The 19217-nt window shown below is 64.4% G+C and carries 10 protein-coding genes and 2 pseudogenes; 2 read left to right on the top strand and 10 right to left on the bottom strand.

Annotation, left to right across the window (positions count from 1 at the left end; all coding sequences use genetic code 11):
• Positions 1-10: 10 nt before the first annotated feature.
• The 3 genes from ABF648_RS00750 to ABF648_RS00760 form a co-directional block, all read right to left on the bottom strand.
• Positions 11-1645 (bottom strand): DivIVA domain-containing protein, encoded by a 1635-nt coding sequence (locus ABF648_RS00750; RefSeq protein ID WP_415630375.1) that lies wholly within the window; start codon positions 1643-1645, stop codon positions 11-13.
• A gap of 176 nt (positions 1646-1821) precedes the next feature.
• Positions 1822-2268: a methylmalonyl-CoA epimerase gene (mce, locus tag ABF648_RS00755; RefSeq protein ID WP_415630376.1), complete on the bottom strand. Its 447-nt coding sequence runs from the start codon at positions 2266-2268 to the stop codon at positions 1822-1824.
• Positions 2269-2365: 97 nt separating this feature from the next.
• Positions 2366-3328, bottom strand: a complete 963-nt coding sequence (locus tag ABF648_RS00760) for a co-chaperone YbbN (protein ID WP_415630377.1) — start codon at positions 3326-3328, stop codon at positions 2366-2368.
• Positions 3329-3441: 113 nt separating this feature from the next.
• Between ABF648_RS00760 and pgm the strand changes: the two genes are divergently transcribed.
• Complete coding sequence (gene pgm, locus ABF648_RS00765; RefSeq protein WP_415630378.1) at positions 3442-5073, top strand: phosphoglucomutase (alpha-D-glucose-1,6-bisphosphate-dependent); 1632 nt, start codon at positions 3442-3444, stop codon at positions 5071-5073.
• 189 nt (positions 5074-5262) lie between these two features.
• On the opposite strand, the gene ABF648_RS00770 is transcribed toward pgm, so the two are convergent.
• The 7 genes and pseudogenes from ABF648_RS00770 to glgX all read right to left on the bottom strand — a co-directional run.
• A complete protein-coding gene (locus ABF648_RS00770) occupies positions 5263-6969 on the bottom strand; it encodes a DUF885 domain-containing protein (RefSeq protein WP_415630379.1) in 1707 nt (568 codons plus the stop codon).
• A gap of 28 nt (positions 6970-6997) precedes the next feature.
• Positions 6998-7780 carry an NUDIX hydrolase gene (locus ABF648_RS00775; RefSeq protein ID WP_415630380.1) on the bottom strand — a complete coding sequence of 261 codons (783 nt, stop codon included), beginning with the start codon at positions 7778-7780 and terminating at the stop codon, positions 6998-7000.
• 25 nt (positions 7781-7805) lie between these two features.
• Positions 7806-9734 (bottom strand): 1,4-alpha-glucan branching protein GlgB, encoded by a 1929-nt coding sequence (gene glgB / locus ABF648_RS00780; protein WP_415630381.1) that lies wholly within the window; start codon positions 9732-9734, stop codon positions 7806-7808.
• The gene (locus ABF648_RS00785; protein ID WP_415630382.1) at positions 9724-11097 is read right to left on the bottom strand and encodes a maltokinase N-terminal cap-like domain-containing protein; all 1374 of its coding nucleotides are present in this window, start codon (positions 11095-11097) and stop codon (positions 9724-9726) included. The genes glgB and ABF648_RS00785 overlap by 11 nt, the downstream gene beginning before the upstream one ends.
• Entirely contained in the window at positions 11094-12809 is a 1716-nt protein-coding gene (gene treS, locus ABF648_RS00790; RefSeq protein WP_415630387.1) for a maltose alpha-D-glucosyltransferase, read from the bottom strand. Before treS ends, ABF648_RS00785 begins: the two co-directional genes overlap by 4 nt.
• A gap of 155 nt (positions 12810-12964) precedes the next feature.
• Positions 12965-15193: an alpha-1,4-glucan--maltose-1-phosphate maltosyltransferase gene (locus ABF648_RS00795; protein WP_415630383.1), complete on the bottom strand. Its 2229-nt coding sequence runs from the start codon at positions 15191-15193 to the stop codon at positions 12965-12967.
• Positions 15194-16043: 850 nt separating this feature from the next.
• A pseudogene (gene glgX / locus ABF648_RS00800) lies at positions 16044-18125 on the bottom strand (glycogen debranching protein GlgX); the annotation flags it as partial.
• A 406-nt stretch (positions 18126-18531) separates the two neighbouring features.
• Here glgX and ABF648_RS00805 point away from each other — a divergent pair.
• Positions 18532-19217 (top strand): annotated as a pseudogene (locus ABF648_RS00805) (hypothetical protein); the annotation flags it as partial.

A 19217-nucleotide genomic window follows, 5' to 3' on the forward strand; every position in this document is an offset into this window, starting at 1 on the left:
TGGTTGCGGCTCAGTTCCTGCCGTCGGCCTGATCGTCTGATCCGGGCTTGGCTTCACCGGTCGCGAGCAGCGTGGTCTCCTCGTCAGGAGAGACATCACCCGCCGCTGCCGATCCGGCGGTCGACGAGAGCCACTGCTGGTTGTCGTCGTGGACAGCGGGGATCTGGTGTGTCTGTTCGCTCGACTCGCCATCTGAGGACCGAGCGCTCAGACTGCCATCGGCTGAGCCGATGGGGGAGGCCACCGGAGCAGCCGGATCCATGTTGCCGGTATTGGGATAGTCCTCGACGGACTGCTGAGCCAGCCCCCTGATGTTGGCCAGCTGAGCAAGCACTGCGTCCTTGCGCTGCAACAGCGCATTTGTCTCGCGGGTGAGCTGTTCCTTGCGCCAGGCGTACTGCTCCTCGAGGCGATCCTTCATCATCGCGGTCTGGCGGTGCGCGGCGGCAAGCTGCGCCTCAGCCTCATGAGCGGCAACCGCCTTCACCTTCTCGGCTGCCTGCAAGGACTCCGAGGTGACCTTGCTCACCTCGTCAGCGTGGTCGGCGACCTCCTGGGTGGACTGCTCGCTGGCCTGGGTTGCGGCCGCATAGAGGGCTGCCATTTCCGAACGCATCTTCTCAGCCTGGGCGCTCGCCTCGGCGATCGTCTTCTCCGCCTGCTCGTGCGCCTGCTTGGAGATGGTGTCGGCCTGGGACCGTGCACCCGAGACGATGTCCGCAGCCTGCGTCTCGGCTCCGGTCGTGAGGTCGTGCGCCTGCTGCTTGGCGGCCGCCAGCGCAGCGGCGGCCTCGTTGCGATTGTTCTCGGTGAGCTGGGCCGCGTTGGACTTCGCCTCGGCGACCAGCTCAACCGCCTGCTGATGGGCTGCCGCCAGGGTGTCTTGCGCATCGTTGTGCGCCTGCGTGGTGACCCGCTCACCCTCTGAGCGGGCATCGGCCACCAGCTTGTCGGCATCGGTGTGAGCCTTCGCCAGGACCGACGAGGCATCATTGCGAGCCGCAAGGGCGGTGTCTGCCGCCTGCTGGCCAGCCTGCTGGGCCACGGTTTCGGCATCGCTGGCTGCCCTGCGGGCTGTCAGGTCCGCATTGTGCTGGGCCTCGTTGAGCACGGATTGGGCGTGCCGCTGGGCGCTCTCGATGACTGATGCGGCCTGAGCCTTGGCAGCGTCGATCAGCGCTGAACTTTCTCGCTGCAGCTCTTCTCGCGCGGCCCGGAGATTCGTGAGGCCCGAGATCCGGATGTCGTCGGCCTCGGTCTGCGCATTGGCCCGCAGGTCAGCCGCCGCTCGGCGAGCCTCCTCCTTGATGCGCTCAGACTCGACGCCGGCTTTGGTGACCAGTTCGTCGGCCTGGGCTTCGGCCGCGCGGAGCAGGCCGGTCGCGTGTGCGCCCAGTCGTGTGAAGTCTGTGGTTCCGCGCTCGTTGCGCAGAGATTCCAGATCGCGCAACCGGTCGCGGTTGAGCTGACGTGCCGCCGAGAGCTGCTGCTCGAGATCCCGTACGTAATTGTCAACCGTGGAACGGTCGTAGCCCATCATCGAATGCGGGAAGCTACCCGCCGCGCTGGCACGGTCGTCAAACAGGTTGAGCCCGGTCTCCTCACCGAGATCAGCATCGGTGGGATTGCCGTTGAAATCGCTCATTGATGGCTCCTCGAACAGATCACAGTCGAGGCTACCAAGCCGGGCCTTGACACTGCATCGGACCCGCCCGGAGGGCGGTACTGCTCAATTCGACAAGGAAGAGGCCAGCGCGGCGGGCTGGGCTCCGCATCCCAGAGGAATGCAGCGGCCGGCCCGCCGTGTGGAACCGGCTGGAATCACTTGCTGGGGTACTCGGTGATCTCGATGAGGACACCCTGGCCCGACTTCGGGTGGATGAAGTTGATGCGGTTGCCGCCGGTACCCTGCTTCGGCTCGTCGTAGAGCAGACGCATGCCGCGCTCACGCAGCGTGGCGCTCACCTTGTCGATGTCGTTCACCTTCCAGGCCATGTGATGCAGCCCGGCGCGACCGTTGTTCTTCGCGAGCCACTTGGCGACGGTGGCCTGGTCATTGAGGGGGGACATGACCTGGATCTGGGTCATGTCAGGGCGCAGCTGCCCGGCCGGAGCCATCATGATCTCGCAGACGCCCTGCTCCTGGTTCTCCTCACAGTGAAGTTCATGCCAGCCGAAGTTCTCCTGGTAGTACTTCGAGGCCGCATGGGCATCGGGGCAGGCGTAGGCCACATGATCAATACATACGAACAGATCTTCGTTTTCCATGCCGCCATCCTCCCACAGCCCCGTCTGACGGCTGAGAGCTGCCCCGGAGTCACAGCCGCTCTCCCAGCACAGCCGGCGAGTCCCAGCCCTGACCCGCTCAGTACAGTGCCGCGCCCAGTGATCGGCGGGCGCTGAGCAGCACCGGATCTGTGGGGTCCATCGTGGTGAACAGTTCGAGCACGCGCTGGCGGAGCAACTCCCTGTCATCGCCGGCGGTGGTGCGGATCAGTGCGATGAGGCGGTCGAGCGCAGCCTGGGTCTGGCCGACGACCATCTGTGCGTCTGCGGCGGTGAGCGCCTTGCTGACATCGCCGGGTGCGGCGTCCGCGGCAGCCACTGCAGCGTCAAGATCCGAACCGGCAGAACGGGCCAGCAGTGCGGCGGTGGCACGTCCGGCGGCCGCCTCGGTGTCGCGAGGATTGGCCGTGAGCAGCTTGTCGAACTCATCACGGGCCAGCTCGAAGTCACCCTTCTCCATGGCGGCATCCGCCGCGGCGAACCGCGGGTCGGGCCCGGACTCGGGATGCGCCTTGGGGGTGACGTGCCCGGCGATGCCATTGGCCACCGCGGAGGCGAGCACCTGGTCGATGACACCCTTCACCTGGGCCTGGTCGGCAGTGCCCTGGAACAGCGGCAGCGCCTGGCCTCCGATGAGGGCGATCACGGTGGGAACCGCGCTGACGTGCAGCGCCTGGGCGATCTGCGGCTGGGCGTCCACGTCGACGGTGGCCAGCAGCCAACGACCGCTGCCCTGGTCGGCGAGTGTGCTGAGGGTGGTCTTGAGCGTCGCACATCCGGGATCGGAAGCCGAGAGCAGAGCCAGCACGACGGGATAATTCATCGACTGCTGGATGACCTCGTTGAGCTCCTTCTCGGTCACCTCGAGGGTGTAGTCGCCGGCCGAGGTCGGTCCGCTGCTGGGCGCTGGACTCTGCGCAGCGATCTGAGAGAGATCGATGGCCCCGGGACGACTGAAGTCGGCATGCCCGGCAGCTGCCCTGGAGGCCTGGGCAGCGGGGCGTCGGCCCTGGGTGGGATGAGGATTCTGCGGTTGACTCATGGCGTCATTCTGTCACCGCCGCGCGGGAGCTCCACGTGGTGCGGGGCTTTCTTCGATGGGGCAAGCTTGGGGTTCTCGGAGACAATGCGTGGCAGGTGCGCGAAGATGGGGGCATGGCTGATCCTCGTGCCGGGCAACCGGCCCTTTCCACAGATCTCATCGATATCGACGCTGTTGTCGGTGCCTATTACGACAAGCGCCCTGATCCTTCCGACCCAGACCAGCAGGTCGCCTTCGGCACCTCCGGACATCGCGGTTCAAGTCTGGACACCGCCTTCAATGAGGCGCACATCGCCGCCATCACCGCAGCGATCGTGGAATACCGCGCGGCGCAGGGCACCACCGGGCCGCTGTTCCTCGCCAAGGACACCCACGGCCTGTCCCTGCCGGCCTGGAAGACCGCCATCGAGGTGCTCGTCGCGGCCGGTGTGCAGGTGTTCGCCGAGGCCGAGGACGAGTACACCCCCACACCTGCCCTCTCGCGTGCCGTCATCGTGTACAACCGCGGGCGGAAGGCCGAGTTGGCCGATGGCATCGTCGTGACTCCTTCGCACAATCCGCCACGCGACGGCGGATTCAAGTACAACCCGCCGAACGGCGGCCCAGCCGACACCGATGCCACCGGATGGATCGCTGCGCGGGCCAACGAGCTGCTCGGGAATCTCGACGCCATCTCCCGGGTGCCCTATGAGAAGGCCAGGCAGAAGGTCGAGCACACCGACTACCGCACGGCCTACTGCGAAGACCTGCGCTCGGTGGTGGACATCGAGGCCATCAAGAACTCTGGCCTCAGGATCGGGGCGGATCCGCTGGGCGGCGCTTCGGAGCAGTACTGGGAGTACATCTCCGAGCACATGCTGCCGAACCTCACGGTGGTCAACACCGTCATCGACCCGACCTGGTACTTCATGACCCTGGACACCGACGGCAAGATCCGGATGGACTGCTCCTCGCCGAATGCGATGGCGTCCCTGGTGGCCAACAAGGACAAGTACGACATCGCGACCGGGAACGACGCGGATTCGGATCGGCACGGCATCGTCACACCCGATGCCGGGTTGATGAATCCGAATCACTACCTCTCCGTCGCCATCGGCTACCTGTTCGGCAACCGGCCTGGCTGGGCACCCACCACCGCCATCGGCAAGACCCTGGTGTCGTCCTCGATGATCGACAATGTGGCGGGCAAGCTCGGCCGCAAGCTCATCGAGACCCCGGTGGGCTTCAAGTGGTTCGTGCCTGGCCTGATTTCCGGCGAGTTGGGCTTCGGCGGCGAGGAGTCGGCCGGGGCGTCCTTCCTGGAACTGGACGGGAACACCTGGACCACCGACAAGGACGGCCTGATCCTCGACCTGCTGGCCAGCGAGATCACCGCGAAGACCGGGCACACCCCCTCCCAGCACTACGCGGAGCTGGAAGCCGAGTTCGGCACCTACTACTACGCGCGGGTCGACTCCGAGGCGAACCGCGAGCAGAAGGCTCGCCTCAAGGCGCTCTCGCCGCAGGACGTCACGGCGACCGAACTGGCCGGTGATCCCATCACGCACATCTACACCGAGGCACCGGGCAACAATGCACCGATCGGCGGAGTGAAGGTGACCACCGACAATGGCTGGTTCGCGGCGCGTCCCTCGGGTACCGAGGACAAGTACAAGATCTATGCCGAGAGCTACCGCAGCGCCGAGCACCTGGCCAAGCTGCAGAGCGGGGCCCGGGAGGTCGTCACGGCCGCGCTGGGCGACTGAACCGAGGGGGCGATTCAACGATCGATTGACGGCCCGGGCCTGGTGTGCGCACCGGGTTCCGGGTCGTCAGCCTGTCAGAGGCCGGCAGTCTGACAGATGACCTTCACCGATGCCTGCCAGCTCGGCGCCCTCCTGGTGGGCACAGGCCTGGTGAGCACGGGCCAGGTGATCCAAGTGCCTGGTCAGTCCTCAGGCCAGGACCGCCTGTTTCAGCACGTCCAACGGCAGGCTGCCCAGGTCGAGTACGCGGCTGTGGAAGGCCTTCAGATCGAAGTCATCGCCGGCCTGCTGACGGGCCTGCTCACGCAACTCGAGCCAGGCTTTCTGTCCGAGCTTGTAGGAGGGCGCCTGACCCGGCCAGCCGAAATAGCGATTGACCTCGAAGCGCGCGAAGCCCTCGTCCATCGACACGTGGGCATTGAAATAGCGCCAGGCCTTCTCGAAGGTCCACTCGCCGCCGCCGGCATCCTGAGGTGCAGCCATGCCGCAATGCAGGCCGATGTCCAGCACGACGCGCACCGACCTCAGTGCCTGGGAGTCGAGCATGCCGAGCATGTCGCCCGGATCGTCGAGGTAGCCGAGTTCAGCCATCAGCTGCTCGGCGTACAGCGCCCAGCCCTCGCCGTGTCCGGACACCCAGCAGCCGTTGCGCCGCCAGTTGTTGAGCAGATCCTTGCGGTAGATCGCCTGCGAGCACTGCAGGTGATGGCCTGGTACGCCCTCATGGTGCACGGTGGTCAGCTCGCGCCAGGTGGAGAAGTCCTCGGTGCCTGCCGGAACCGACCAGAACATCCGTCCTGGCCGGGCGAAGTCGTCGCTTGGCGGGGTGTAGTAGATCCCGCCGTCGCTGGTGGGTGCGATGCAGCATCCGATGGTACGAATCGGCTCGGCGATGTCGAAGTGCACCTGGTCGAGCGCGGCGATGGCACCATCGGCCGTGTGCTGCATCCATTGCTGGAATGCGTCGACGCCGTGCAGTCGGTAGCGCTCGTCGGCATCCAGGGCTGCCAGCGCGTCGAAGATGCCGGCCCCGGGCACAATTCTCTGCGCAATCCGCTGTTCCCTCGCGGTGATCTCGGCAACCTGCTCGAGACCCCACCGGTAGGTGGCCTCCAGGTCGATCGATGAGCCGAGGAATTCCCGCGAAGCGAGTCGATAGCGTTCCGTGCCGACGCCATCCTGGGCGGTGGACAGTCTTGTCAGCTCTCCGCGCAGTGCGGCGGCGATGGTGGCGTAGGCATCCCGTGCAGTGGCCACGCCGGTCTCCAGCTGTTCGGCGGCATCGCGTGGCAACGTCGTGCCGTCGGCAAGCCGGGCACCGGCCAGCAGACCGTCGAAATAGCCACCGGGAGCGATCCAGCGCTCCACCTGGGATGCAAGCTCTGCCACCTGACGGCCGGCCGGCTTCAGGCCCTGGTCCACACCTGCATACTGTGACGCCAGCCAGCCGTCGAGAGCCTGCGGTACCGCACCCAGCCGGAGGGCGATGGTCCTCCACTGGGCGGCGGTGCCGGTGGGCATCGAGTCGAATCCTTCGCGCACTGCATGCAGGCCCGAGGCGATGTTGTTGATATTGGCCTTGTCCTCGCCGGCGGCGTGCTGCTCCAATTGCAGGCTCAACCGCTCGCGCAGCGCGGCGAGTGTGACACGGTCCACCTCGTCGACCGCCGTTGTGGCTTCCAGGGCTTCCAGGGTGCGACGCACCAGCGCGTCGTGTGCGTCCAGCCCGGCGGGGGAGAAGTCGTCGAGTTCATCCTGGCGATCGTCAATGCCCAGGGCGGTCATGGTGAGTGGGCTCATGGCGAGCTCCTGGGCGAAATGCTCGTCGGCGAGCCTGTCGGCCTCGGTGTGGGGATGCTCCGGGGAAATTCCAGATGCGGTCTGTCGCGTCGTCATTCTCGGCAGGCTAGCGCAGCCGGGCGCCTCAGTGATGCTCGATGGGAGAGCCGTTCTCGGTGTAGCGGCGAGGAATCCCCGCCACCAGCGCTTCGAGACGCCTGGCCGACAGCGCCGTCACATGTCCTGGGATCTCTTCGGGCGCCACCCAGTGGTAGCCCGCGATCTCCGTCGCTGGGCGGGTGAAGGCCGAGGTGATCGAGGAGTCGAGCCGGCCACCGTCGAAGATGAATTCCACCGCATCACCCCAGCCCAGATAGGGCGGCATCCAGTCCACCACGAGCGGCTGGTCGAGGGGGATCGTCAGGCCCAGTTCTTCCAGCAGTTCGCGTTCGGCACCGCGGCGTGGCGTCTCTCCCGCCTCGACGATTCCGCCGGGCAGCTCCCAGTCCTTCTTGTAGGTGGTCTGCACCAGCAGCACGCGGCCCTGCTCGTCACGGATGAAGACGTGGCCGATGATCCGGTGGGTGGCCATGACGGTGTCCATCACAGCGGTGAATCCGACCGGTCCGTACACCTGGTCGCTGATCAACCGGGCATACAGCACCGCGTCGTGGAAGCCACCGTTGCCGTCGGGGACGACTTGGCGGCGCCTGCCCTCACAGCGGAAACCGGCCCGCTGCAGGGCCCAGCGAGCCATCCGGTCGCTGGCCGGCACGGACGCCTCGACGCGGCGCAATCCCTGGCCGATGAGCGCATCGTCGGCGGCCAGGCTGACGGCGCGGTCGAGCCGTTCCTGGTCGACCACGCCCTTCCATTCGAGCGTCCCGATGTCGTCGGTCGCATTGACAACAACCCGGAAGTCAGCCACCAGTGCCCCCAAGACGCCATGGGATTCACCCCTGTGGCAAAGCCTCCGCGTCTGCGTGGGGATCGTAGCGCAGCCACACGCCTGACATCGGCGGAATGGTGATCATCAGCTGGTGACCCCCACCGTCCTCCTCAGAGAGCTCATGGGTGAGGCGATCGCCGTTGAGATAGGTGCCTTCGCCGTCCCAGCGCTCGTCGTTGGTGTTGAGGATCTCGTGCCACACACCCGCCCGGGGCACCGTCAGCCCGTAGTCGACATAGGGCTCGGGGGAGAAGTTGACCACGCAGGCCACCATGTCCCCGTCGTCGCCGAAGCGCATCCAGGAGTAGGTGTTCGCCATCCAGTCGTCGGCATTGATCCAGGCGAAGCCCACCGGCTCATGATCGTGCTCGTACAACGGCGGCACCTGCGCCTGCACCAGATTCAGCTCGCGCATCATGTCGCGCAGACCCTTGTGCCAGTGCAGCCCGTCGACCCACCACTCCAGGCCGTCCGACTCGTTCCACTCGGAACGCTGACCGAACTCCTGGCCCATGAACAGCAGCTGCTTGCCCGGGAAAGCCCACATGAAGGAGTAGAAGGCACGCAGGGTGGCGAACTTGCGCCAATCGTCCTGAGGAATCTTGTTGATCATCGATCCCTTGCCGTGCACCACCTCGTCGTGGCTGATGGGCAGGATGAAGTTCTCCGAGTAGGCATACACCATCGCGAAGGTCAGGTCATTGTGGTGGTACTGCCGATAGATCGGGTCGAGCTTCAGGTACTCCAGGCAGTCGTTCATCCAGCCCATGTTCCACTTGTAGCCGAAGCCCAGGCCGCCCTCGTGCACCGGCTTGGTGACACCTGAGAAGCTGGTGGACTCCTCGGCGATCATCATGACGCCGGGCTCACGCTCGTAGAGATGCTTGTTCACATAACGCAGGAAGTCGATGGCCTCCAGGTTCTCCCGGCCGCCGTAGATGTTCGGCACCCACTCGCCCTCCTTGCGGGAGTAGTCGAGGTAGAGCATCGAAGCCACGGCGTCGACGCGCAGCGCGTCGATGTGGAATTCGGAGATCCAGTACAGCGCATTGGAGATGAGGAAGGACTTCACCTCGTTGCGGCCGTAGTTGAAGACATAGGTTCCCCAGTCGGGCTGCTCGCCCTGGCGTGGATCGGCGTGCTCGTACAGCGCGGTGCCGTCGAAGCGGCCGAGTGCCCATTCGTCCTTGGGGAAGTGTCCCGGAACCCAGTCGAGGATGACGCCGATGCCTGCGGCATGCAGTGCTTCGATGAGCACCCTCAGATCGTCCGGCGAACCGAGCCGGCCATCTGGAGCGTAGTAACCGGTGACCTGGTAACCCCATGATTCGATGAGCGGGTGGGACATGACGGGCATCAACTCGACATGGGTGTATCCCATCCACTTCACGTACTCGGGCAATTCCTCGGCAAGCTGGCGGTAGTCCAGTGTCTTGCGCCAGGAGCCCAGGTGCAGCTCGTAAATGCTCATCTGGGAGTGATAGGAATCCACCTCGGCGCGTCGCTTCAGCCATTCATCCTCGGAGGGCGCCCACTCGTGCTCGGACTCGTAGACGATCGAGGCGTTGTAGGGCGGCAGTTCACCACGGAAGGCATAGGGATCGAACTTCTCGTGCCAGTAACCCTCGCGGTCCTGGATCTTGAACTTGTACTTCGTGCCCGGCCCGATGCCCTCCTTCCACAGACCCCAGACTCCGCTGCCGGGGATGAGCTCCATGTCATCGCCCTGCCACCAGTTGAAGTCGCCGATGAGCTGCACTCGTTGCGCATTGGGTGCCCAGACCGCGAATCGAGTGCCTTCCAGATCACCGCGTTCATCATCGTGCACGGTGACCGTATGAGCTCCGAGCCGGCGCCACGCCTCTGTGTCGCCGCCGCTGTGGAAACCCTCCAGATCCCAACCCGTCAGATTCCCGAACTTGTCATGCGCCATTGTCTGGCCTTCCTGTTCGTGCGCTGATACCCGAACCGATGATCTCCATGAGGGCATCCATCGGTATGTGAACCCAGTCGGGTCTGTTGCTGGTCTCGTAGACCACCTCGTAGACGGCCTTGTCCACCACATATGCAGTGAGCGTATCGGTGTCGGGCGTCGTCATGGCAATCCCGCAGTACCCGGATTCAAAAGCCTGGATGCAATCGTGCGCCCAGGCGCTCCCAGCGTTGCCGGTGGCGGCCACGTAGCCGAAGGAGCGCACCATCCCGGCGACATCGCGCCACACTGAATCCAGCGTCGCACGTTCGGCGAAGGACTTCATCGGCTCCCCCTCCAGATCGATGATCTTCCACCCGCTCGTGGTGAACAATGTCTGTCCCAGATGAAAATCGCCGTGCACGCGCTGGGCGGGCAAACGGCGCCCGCGCAGGGCATTGAAGAGTTCGGCGATCTGCTCCCGACATGGCCCAAGAGCCGGGACCTGCACGATGGCCTGGTCGAGACGCGCGGTCATCGTGACGGCCACGGCATCACAGTCGAGTTCACCGGTGGGCAGGGTCTGCGCGAGCGCGGTGTGCACCCGGGCGAGAGCTTCCCCCAGGGCACTGGCCTGCGCGGTGAAGTCCTCACCCTTTTCCGCTGCCGCGATGGCCAACGGCCAGCCCTCATCCTGAACGTGTAATTGCTCGCTCAGCATGAGCAGATCGGCACGGCGGGACGTGCCGGGGGATTCCGCTGGAATGGGCAGTGCCGCATCGGCCCAGCCGTACAACTCATCGACATCGCTCACCCCGAGCCGGCCCAAGGCCTCGTGCATTTCGATGTCGATATTGCGGCCCGGCTCCAGGCGTCGGAAGAATTTCACCAGCGCCGTGTGACCGAGGAAGCATGAGCTGTTGGACTGCTCGCCACTGAACGGACGCGCAGGAAGTGACCCGGCCAGCATGTCCGATCGAACCAGGTGTGCCGACCAGTTCTTGTCAGCGGCGCCTGGATCACCTTGCCGACCGTCAGCCCGCAGCGCGTCCAGCACCACCTCAAGGGCTTCCGGATCGTGCGTGGCATCATGCACCCAACCCAGCCGAGGCTCGGCTGCGCGCCCCAGCACAGCCGGCTGGTAGGGCTCGGTTCGGTAGCTGAGCAGCAACTGGTAGTACTCCTGGGTGCCATCCGGGTAGTCGACGGTGAGGATCTCGCTGCGCACCGCCGGCTCGCCCTCTGCGGGGGAGCCGAACCAGTCGAGAGACGTGATGGACGCCGGTATGCCTCGGCGTCCCTTGCCGGCGAACCATCGAGCCGTGGATGCGTGCAGCCAGCGAGGGTCCTCGGTCATCTCTGCCATCGGCGTGGCGGCGTTCATCTGGCCTCCTCCTGCTCCACCGGATCGCTGACATCCAGCCAGGCGAAGCCCCAGGCGGGAAGTCTGTAGTGGAATTCACCGTCCGCAGCGATCGGCTCCAGCTCCTCCGAGCGCAGCAGCGAGTTCGGCACCCTGCCCACCAGACGAGAGAGGTACAGCAGCACCTCCTGATCCTTCCCGGACAGATTGTTCAGGCAAAGGATTCGCTGATATCCCTTGTCATCAGGCCGTTTCCAGGAGCGCAAGAAGCCCAGGACGGCATCATTCTCGCCGCCCATGTCAGTGAAATCGCCCAGCCCGAAGACCGGATAGGCCTTGCGCGTGCTCAGCATGGAGCGCAACCAGAACAACAGCGAGGACGGATCGTCGATCTGGTCGGCGACATTGACATCGGCGGGCGTGTAGGGGGGATCGGAGAGCAGGGGCAGGAAGAACTTGTCCGGGTCCTGGCTGGAGAAACCGGCCGAGGGTGCCGACGTCCACTGCATCGGGGTGCGCACACCATCGCGGTCGTGCAACCAGATGTTGTCCCCCATGCCGATCTCGTCGCCGTAGTAGAGCACGGGCGAACCTGGCAGGGACAGCACCATGGCGTGCATGAGCCGGATCTTTGCGGGGTCGTTGTCCATCAGCGGCGCGAGCCTGCGCCGGATACCGAGGTTGAGCCTCATCCTGGGTTCAGGTGCGTAGGAGCGCCACATGTACTGACGGTCGTCCTCGGTGACCATCTCGAGAGTGAGCTCGTCGTGATTGCGCAGGAAGGTGCCCCATTGGCAGCCGTCCGGGATGGACGGGGTGGAGGCAAGCAGAGTGGTGATGGCTTCCCGGGTATGGCGCTTCAGGCTCATGTAAAGACGGGGCATGACTGGGAACTGGAAGGCCATCTGGCATTCGTCGCCGTCACCGAAATAGTGCACGATGTCCTGCGGCCATTGGTTGGCCTCGCACAGCAGAATCCGGCCGGGGAATTCTTCCTCGACCATCTTGCGCACCTTCTTGAGGATGTCATGGGTGCCGGGCAGGTTCTCACAATTCGTGCCCTCCTGCTCCACGAGGTAGGGCACCGCATCCAGTCGAAAACCATCCACCCCGAAACCGAGCCAGAAACGCAGTGCATCCAGCATTTCATTGAGCACATTGGGATTCTCGTAATTGAGATCTGGCTGGTGTGAGTAGAAACGATGCCAGAAGTACTGACCGCGCACCGGATCGTAGGTCCAGTTCGAGGTTTCGGTGTCGAGGAAGATGATTCGGGCATCGGAATAGTCATCCGGCTTGTCACGCCACACGTAAAAGTCACCGTAGTGTCCTGTGGGATCCTCGCGGGAGGCCTTGAACCAGGGGTGGCGGTCCGAGGTGTGATTCATGACGAAATCGATGATGATGCGCAGGCCCCGATCGTGCGCCTTGTCGATGAATTCACCGAATTCACTCAAGGTACCGATGTCGGGTTGGATGGCCCGATAGTTCGACACATCGTAGCCGCCGTCGGCCATCGGGGAATCGAAGAAGGGCGGCAGCCACAGGCAGTTGACACCGAGCCACTGCAGATAGTCCAGGCGGGCGGTGAGTCCTGCAAGGTCGCCGATGCCATCGCCATCGGAATCGGCGAACGAGCGGACCATGACCTCGTAGAAGACGGCGGTACGGAACCATTCCTTGTCCTGCGAGTAGTCGATGGCACCAGCGGGCTGCACAAGGCTGAGCGCCATTTCGAGACGGGAAAGCTCGTCCTCGCTGGCCTGGGCCTCGGCGCCTACCAGTTCCTCATCGAGTCCTGGATCTGCGGCGTGTTCGTTGCTCACGATTGGCTGTACTTTCTTGCATAGGGTGAATGCAGAGATGACAAGGTGCTTTCCGGTGTGATTCAGAGCGGACGGATGGTCAGCACATGGGCGGGCTTGGCGGGCCAGAGCCGTACATAGGCCTGCGAGCCCCACGCGAATTCTTCGTCGGTGAGTTCATCGTGCACCATCAGCCCACCGTCCCAGCCGAGTCCCAGGGCATCCATGTCGAGATGCACGGTGCCGTCAACTGTCTCGTCGGGATTGAGGGAGACGATCACCACGATGCGATCCTCGCCGTCACGCTTGGAGAAGGCGAACAGCTGGTCGGAGTCGGTGGCCAGTACCTGGGTGTGCCGCAACTGCTGCAGAGCCGGATGCGCATTGCGGATCGCGTTGAGCTTGCCCATCAGTGAGTTCAGATTGGGCTGGGAATCGAAATTACGAGGTCGGAACTGATACTTCTCGGAGTCCAGGTATTCCTCACCACCAGGACGAAGCAGCGCATGCTCGAACAATTCAAAACCCGAATAAACACCCCATGCGGGGGACATTGTGGCCGCCAAGATGGTCCTGATGGCAAAGGCAGCCGGATTTCCGGATTGGGTGAATATCGGATTGATATCGGGTGTGTTGGTGAAGAAATTGGGACGCAGATAGGCCACCGTGTCGTGACTCAGCTCCCACAGATAATCCCCGAGCTCCTGCTTGGTGTTTCGCCAGGTGAAGTAGGTGTAGGACAGATGAAAGCCCACCTCGGCCAGCGCGTGCATCATCTCCGGCTTGGTGAAGGCTTCCGCCTGCATCAGCACCTCGGGGTGGCGCTCATGCAGTTTCTCAGAAATCCAGGCCCAGAAGTTGATCGGCTTGGTGTGCGGATTGTCCACCCGAAATATGGTCACGCCATGACCGATCCAAAATTCCATGAGGCGCAGTACTTCGGCATAGATGCCGTCCGGATCGTTGTCGAAGTTGATTGGGTAGATGTCTTGGTACTTCTTCGGCGGATTCTCCGCATAGGCGATCGTGCCGTCAGGCCTGGTGGTGAACCATTCCGGATGGGATTGCACCCACGGATGGTCGGGGGAGGCCTGAAGCGCAAAATCCAATGCCACCTCGAGACCGAGGTCATGGGCGTGGGCCACAAAATGGTCGAAATCATCCATGGTGCCCAGCTCTGGGTTCACCGCGTCGTGACCGCCCTCTGCTGATCCGATCGCCCACGGCGACCCAGGATCATTCGGGCCCACCTCAAGGGTGTTGTTCGCTCCCTTGCGGAAGGAGTGCCCGATCGGGTGGATCGGGGGGATGTACGCCACATCGAAGCCCATCGCGGCGATCCGGTCGAGCATCGCCTCGCTGGATGCCAGAGTGCCCGAGGTCCAGGAGCCGTCCTCGTGCTGCACGGCCCCGATGGAACGCGGGAAGAACTCGTACCACGCCGAGAATTGCGCGCGGCGCCTGTGCACGACCAGGGGGAAGTCCCGGGTGGGGGTGAGCAGGTGGCGCGGGCACCAGTCCACCATGAGTGCGTGCAGGTCCTCACGCGTGGCAACCGAGACGAGTTGTTCGGTGGAGGCCTTCTGGTCGAGCTGCCAGGACGCCTCTGCGAGCACCCATTCGGCCACCTCGTCGTGGGCGTCGTGGGCAGCCTGAGTGGCTTCATCGAGAAGGACGCCACCCTGGGCGCACACCAGCGCCGTGTCGATGCCGAGTCCCAGTTTGATGGAGGCATTGTGCCGCCAGGTGCCCCACCGGTCGTCATAGGCCTCGATGCGGAATGTGTAGTCACCGGGATCGCCCACAGTGATCTGGCCACGCCAGATGTCGAGACCCATCGGTTCGACCTGCCACATCTCAGTGCGTTGCTCGACACCGTCCGGATCGGTGACGATCGCTGATGCGGCGAGCAGGTCGTGGCCTTCGCGGAAGATGTTGGCGCCCACATCGACCGTCTCGCCCTCGGTGGCCTTCGCCGGATAAGCACCGCCGTCCAAGACCGGCCACACATTGTGGATCGGGATGCGCCCGAAGCCATCGGGTGCGGGTCGACAGGATGCCGGGTGCCGGGGCTCAGGGGTGGCGATCGGTGTTTCAACAGCAACAGCATCTTCGCGCTCGGCGAGGGTTCGCTGAGTCCGCGCAGCCTCGTCCATCACCGTGGTGGGTGCGACGACGTCATGGTCTCCAACCTCCGCAGATGGCACCGTCTCGTCATCGTGCGAGGAAGGCTCAAGATCCTTCGATGATCCACGCACTGGACGGATCGGCTGGGGGACAGGGCGGCGCTGCTTCCTGTTTCTGCTGGACACGACACCACGCTACCTTCCACGGGCTCCGAGGACAGCAGTTTCCCCCGGCTGAAACACCGCCAAATCTGCGAACAACGGTTGTCACAGCGTGAACCGCGTGAACCGTGGGTACTTCAGGAATGACGACAGCAAGCAGCACGGCGAGACCCCCGATGAGGCCACAGACAACGGCATCGTGAGAGGCGCACAGTCTCGGCGTCACACCGGCGGCGAGGGTGTCGCACACCCAGGCCCGTGCCACGACCGGGCAGGGACCAGATGACGACTAGTCCTGGTCCGGATCAGACTTCTTCGACTGCCTGGGATGAGACCGCCCGCCCCGGGTCTTCCGCGCAGACCTGGGCTGCGCGGTTTTCGCGGCAGCCTTGGCCTTCTCATCCGCCTCGGCCTGCGCATCAGCGGCAGCCTTGGCCTTCTCATCCGCCTCGGCCTGCGCATCAGCGGCAGCTTGCGCATCCGCCTCGGCCTGCGCATCCGCCACAGCCTGCGCATCGGCCGCGGCCTTCGCCTCGGCCATTCCCTTCAACTCCTCCGCCGTCCTGGCCTTCGCCTCGGCATCGGCCTGCGCGGAGTTCGCCGCCTGCGCTGCGGAGTCTGCCACCCCCTGCGCCTCGCCGGCCTGCCTGGCCGCCTCATCGGCTCTGGCCCGAGCCTCATCAGCCAGACGCGTCTGCTCGTCTGCCTCTGCCCGGGTGCGCTCGGCCACTTCGTTCGTTGCATCCGCCTGGGCCAACGCATCAGAGGCAGTCCGAGCAGCCTCGTCCGCTGCAGCCTTCGCATCGTCGGCAGCCTTCGCCGATGCCTCCACCTTGGCGTCGAGCTCTGCCTCGGCCTGCTCGGCCGAGGTGACAGTGACCTTCATGACGACGACAGTGCGGCCGGGCATCGTGAAGCTCTGCCCGGGTTCGAATTCGGTGGCGGGAAGCTCCCCTGCAACCGCGCTCGTGGCGACCACCTGGAAGTGCTGTCCCCAGGCAAGCGGAGGAAGCACAACCTGGGTCGGCTGGTCGCCGGAGTAGTACCAGGTGAGGAATGCCGTGTCGGACTCGTCGGAGACGTACATCCCGAGCAGCCGGCGCGAACCGTCACCCCAGTCACCGTCACCCATCTCGCCGCCCGAACCGCTCAGCCAGCCGATGTTGGGGCGCATCAGGGACAGACCAACGGGCGTCACGATGTCATGCCGGTGCCGATATTCAGTGGCGCGCAGCAGAGGATGTTCCCTTCGCAGCTCAAGCAGGGCCTTGGTGAGGTCGTAGACATCTCGCCACTGGTCGAGAAGTCCCCAGTCGAGCCAGTTGATGGGCCCGTCCTGACAGTAGGCATTGTTGTTGCCATGCTGGGTACGCCCCATCTCGTCGCCCGCGCAGAACATGGGTACTCCATCGGACAGGATCAACGAGGTGAACAGATTCCGTATCTGACGGTGACGCAGTGCATTGACAGCAGGATCGTCGGTCTCGCCCTCCGCGCCGCAGTTCCAGGACCGATTGTCGTTGGAGCCGTCCCGGTTGCTCTCCCCATTCGCCTCGTTGTGCTTGCCGTTGTAGCTCACGAGGTCACGAAGCGCGAAACCGTCGTGGGCATCGATGAAATTGATCGTGCTCGCCGGCGCCCTGCCGTTGTAGTCGAAAGTGTCGGCCGAGCCTGACAGACGTGTGGCCAGTTCGTCGACGCCGTGCACCATGGAGCGCCAGTAGTCACGCATGTATCCGCGATAGCGATCGTTCCACTCGCTCCACCGGGGGCCCCAGGCCCCCACCTGATAGCCATTGGGGCCCATGTCCCAGGGCTCGGCGATCATCTTGATGTTCTTGAGCACCGGGTCCGTCTCGACCTGACGGTGGAACTCATGATCGAAATTCACCTGGTGGTCCTCATCGCGCACCAGGGTGGTTGCCAGATCGAATCGGAATCCGTCCACTCCCATCTCGGTGACCCAGTAGCGCAGCGAGTCCATCACCAGTGCCAGCACATCGACGTGCGCGGTGTCCACGGAATTTCCGCACCCGGTGACGTCGTAGTCATTGCGCAGGTCATCGGTGAGTCGGTAGTAGCCCTGGTGGTCGATTCCACGGAAGCTGAGGGTTGGTCCCTCGTGGTTGCCCTCGCAGGTGTGGTTGTAGACCACATCGAGGATGACCTCGATGCCTGCCCTGTGCAGGGCGGTGACCATCGACTTGAATTCCACGACCTGGTCCCCCTCGGTACCCACCGAGCAATAGGCGGCGTGCGGAGCGAAGTAGCCCAGCGTGTTGTAGCCCCAGTAGTTCGACAGGCCACGGCCGATGATGAAGGGCTCGGAGACGAAGTGGTGCACCGGCAGCAATTCGATGGTGTTGATGCCGAGTTCCTTGAGATGTTCGATGACCGCCGGATATGCAATACCTGCATAGTGACCGCGCAGGTGCTCGGGCACGTCAGGGTGAAGCCTGGTGAGACCCTTCACATGCGTCTCATAGATGACGCAGTCCTCCATGGGGCGCCGCTGCGCAATGGCTTCGGGAGCAGGAGTATCAGCCACCACCACCGAGAGTGGCACCGATGCCGCCGAATCGCGCGTGTCGCGGGTGTAGAAGTCGCCGGATACGTGATCGAAGATTGGGCCCTTGTAGTCCACCCCCGCAGTGATGGCCCGGGCATAGGGATCCACCAGCAATTTGGCTGGATTGGCGCGCAGACCCTTGTCGGGGTCCCATTCACCGTGAACACGGAAACCGTAGCGCTGCTGGGCCTTCACGCCGGACACCTCGGCGGTCCAGACACCACCGTCTCCTGTCATGTCGATGGTGCTCTGTTCCTGGCCGTTGGTGTCAACCAACTCAAGCTCGACCCTTTCCGCCCGGGGGGCCCACAACCCGAACCTGCAGCCGGTGTCCGTCAGACGAGCCCCGAGTGCTCCGGACACCTGCGTGCGTGTCATTTCAGTCATGCATCATGCTTTCTCGACAGTCGGATGCCTGCTCACAAGGAGATCTGGGCGTCCGGGCGGTTCACTCCGGTCGGGCGTCAGCTTATCTGCACGATTCAGTGGCGACCGGGATGACCAAGTCATCAGGGTGGCGCACTATCTTGACTGTGCGAGCCCCATTCATGAGGGGGGAGAACCGATCACGAGCTCGCCGGAGGGCTTGGATGGTGAAGAATCGTCGAAGACAATGCGGATGCAGGTGCCACCGCGGGGAGGTCGATGTCATGGTGAGAACGCTGCGATGCTCGTCCACGAGTCACCGCAGAGAGCGGCGCCCAGAAGACCCGTTGCCGCGGGTACTCCTGACACAACAGGACGTGCTCCCCCCGATACAGGACGTGCTCCCCCCGATACAGGCCGTGCCGCAGTGATCGCCACCGCGCTCGGCTCCTTCTCCGGAACCGACATGGCCGCCACGATCCGCACAGTGCTGGACCTGCTGCCCGATCGTGCGCCGCTGCCTGAGCTTCCCGACCGAGGGCCGCACGCCCAGATGATTCCGCGCACCATGTGCCTGCTGGACGATCTGCCCTTCGACCTGCAGCCGTCCGGATGGCGGCTCTGCCTCGGCCCCTCGTTGGTGGCCCGCCGGGCCCGGCGCATGCTCGCCGACGACATCGATGTCCTGGCGGAGAATCTGCCGAACTGGACGGGCACGCTCACGGTGACAGTGGCGGGTCCCTGGACGCTGGGCGCGTGCATCGATCTGCCCCGGGGAGGGCGCAGCATCGCCGACGAGGGTGCCCGCCGCGACATCGCCCAGGCCTGGACATCGGCGATTGCCGAGCATGCGTCCCATCTGCAGGCCATCGCCTCCGGGCCGGTTGCCGTGCAGATCGACGAACCCTACCTGTCCGCGGTGCTCAACGGCTCGATCCCCGATGAGTCGGGCAGGCACACACTGCCTCGGGTGGAGGGGCACGAGGTGATGGCCGTCTTGCGCGCAGCCGTGGACGCTTCACGCGCCGGGGGAGGGGGAAAGGCCGGCGAGCACACCTTATCCCAACCCATACACCCCCCCCCCCGGCGCGGGTGTTGTGTCACAGGACAGCG

This window comes from Propionibacterium sp., assembly GCF_047719395.1.
Classification (GTDB): domain Bacteria; phylum Actinomycetota; class Actinomycetes; order Propionibacteriales; family Propionibacteriaceae; genus Propionibacterium.

What these genes read in the sequence shown, in the direction of transcription:
- ABF648_RS00760 (WP_415630377.1), bottom strand. Translation starts at nt 3,328, where the DNA reads ATGAGTCAACCGCAGAATCCTCATCCCACCCAGGGCCGACGCCCCGCT.
- ABF648_RS00750 (WP_415630375.1), bottom strand. Translation starts at nt 1,645, where the DNA reads ATGAGCGATTTCAACGGCAATCCCACCGATGCTGATCTCGGTGAGGAG.
- mce (WP_415630376.1), bottom strand. Translation starts at nt 2,268, where the DNA reads ATGGAAAACGAAGATCTGTTCGTATGTATTGATCATGTGGCCTACGCC.
- ABF648_RS00785 (WP_415630382.1), bottom strand. Translation starts at nt 11,097, where the DNA reads ATGAACGCCGCCACGCCGATGGCAGAGATGACCGAGGACCCTCGCTGG.
- pgm (WP_415630378.1), top strand. Translation starts at nt 3,442, where the DNA reads ATGGCTGATCCTCGTGCCGGGCAACCGGCCCTTTCCACAGATCTCATC.
- glgB (WP_415630381.1), bottom strand. Translation starts at nt 9,734, where the DNA reads ATGGCGCATGACAAGTTCGGGAATCTGACGGGTTGGGATCTGGAGGGT.
- ABF648_RS00770 (WP_415630379.1), bottom strand. Translation starts at nt 6,969, where the DNA reads ATGACGACGCGACAGACCGCATCTGGAATTTCCCCGGAGCATCCCCAC.
- treS (WP_415630387.1), bottom strand. Translation starts at nt 12,809, where the DNA reads ATGGCGCTCAGCCTTGTGCAGCCCGCTGGTGCCATCGACTACTCGCAG.